This window comes from Burkholderia sp. Ac-20379 (assembly GCF_017104645.1).
Classification (GTDB): Bacteria; Pseudomonadota; Gammaproteobacteria; order Burkholderiales; family Burkholderiaceae; genus Burkholderia.
Genome location: NZ_JAAGPF010000669.1, coordinates 1 through 1,541, shown reverse-complemented (window position 1 = coordinate 1,541; position 1,541 = coordinate 1). Strand labels below are relative to the sequence as shown.

Sequence of the window (1,541 nt, the reverse complement as noted above, 5' to 3'; positions counted from 1 at the left end):
GTCTGCTGTTCGATGCCGGTGCGGATGCCGCCGAGCGCGCGCTGCAGCGAGACATCCCCGGGCGGCAACTGGCGCTCCAGCACGTAGGCCCAGCTGTGCATCGCATTGAGCGGGCTGCGCAGATCGTGCGACGCGACGGACAGCGCCTGATCGCGCGCGAACAGCGCGGCTTCGGCGGCATAACGGGCGGCGCGTTCGCGCAGCAGGGCGGCGGAAAGATCGGCGGCGGAAAGGCTCACGAGGCGCGTGCGGAGAAAGGAGGAACCGACATTATAGGGATCGGATTCGCGCGCGTCGCACCTGCCGCGCGCGCCGCGAATCGATCGGATCCTATTTTCAGGGGGCCGGCGCGGCGCGTTCAGGCCGGCAGCCCGCTGTCCTCGCGTGCGGTAGCGCGCCTCGGCAGCAACTGGCAGACCAGCAGCCCGGCCAGCATCAGCGCGCAGCCGAACAGCGCGCGCAGGCTCAGCGTTTCGCCGAGCGCGGCCCAACCGGCGATGGCCGCGAACACCCCTTCCATGCTGAAGATCACGGCCGCGTGCGCGGGCGCGGCGTCGCGCTGCGCGACCACTTGCAGCGTGTAGGCCACGCCGACCGACAGCACGCCGCCGTACAGCAGCGTGGGCATCGCGCGCAGCAGCGTGGCCGCATCGAGCGTGTCGACGACGAGGCCGGCCGCGCCGCACAGCAGCCCGCACACCACGAACTGCTGGAACGCCAGCGCGAGCGGATCGTGCCGCCGCACGAAATGGCCGACCGCGATCACATGCACGGCGATGATGATCGCCCCGGCCAACTGGAAGCCGTCGCCGGCCATCACCGAGAAGTGCGCGTCGACGCTCAGGAAATACAGGCCGATCGCGGCCAGCGTCGCGCCGAGCCAGGTGCCGAGGCCCGCGCGATGGCGCAGCGCCACGCCGATCAGCGGCACCAGCACCACGTAGAGCGAGCTGATGAAGCCGGCGTTGGCCACCTTGGTGTATTGCAGGCCGACCTGCTGCAGCGAGATCGAGACGGCCAGCAGCGTGCCGAGCACGAGGCCCGGCACGAGCCCGGCGGGCCGTTGCGCGAGCGCGGCGAATTCGGCGCGGGCCGCGCGGCGCGTGAGCAGCAGCGGCGTGAGCACCAGCGCACCGAGCAGGAAGCGCAGGCCGGTGTAGAGAAACGGGCCGATCACCGACAGGCTCAACCGCTGCGCGACGAACGCCGAGCCCCAGATGGCGGCGGCCGCCAGCATCAGCAGGTTCGCGCGAAGGTGTTGGCGGGCGGCGGGCGTCATCGGTCGAATGTCGGCAGGAAGGTGGGCAGCCGGACAGTTTATGCCGAAGCGGACAGGCTCGCTGCGAATCGGCGCAGCGTGTCGGCCGAGCGCGGATCGCGCACGCGCGAATAGAGCATCACCTGCGACACCGGCAGCGGCGGCAGGCCGAACCGTGCGCCGACATCGACCAGCGTACGCGGGCCGACGCGCCGCGCCAGCGGGCACACGGCCAGGCCCGCCGCAGCGGCTGCCGCGACCGCCGCGACGCCGCCGCTCGTGA

1 protein-coding gene and 2 pseudogenes are annotated in these 1,541 nt (G+C 71.9%); all 3 read right to left on the bottom strand.

The window, feature by feature from the left end; genetic code table 11:
- Positions 1-239 (bottom strand): annotated as a pseudogene (locus G3N92_RS33805) (sensor histidine kinase); the annotation flags it as partial.
- A 119-nt stretch (positions 240-358) separates the two neighbouring features.
- Entirely contained in the window at positions 359-1,279 is a 921-nt protein-coding gene (locus G3N92_RS33800) for a DMT family transporter (protein WP_206131837.1), read from the bottom strand.
- Between the two features lie 38 nt (positions 1,280-1,317).
- Positions 1,318-1,541: pseudogene (locus G3N92_RS33795) on the bottom strand (LysR family transcriptional regulator); the annotation flags it as partial.

Excerpts from the sequence above, each read along its gene's own strand:
- G3N92_RS33800 (WP_206131837.1), bottom strand. The coding sequence starts at position 1,279 with ATGACGCCCGCCGCCCGCCAACACCTTCGCGCGAACCTGCTGATGCTG.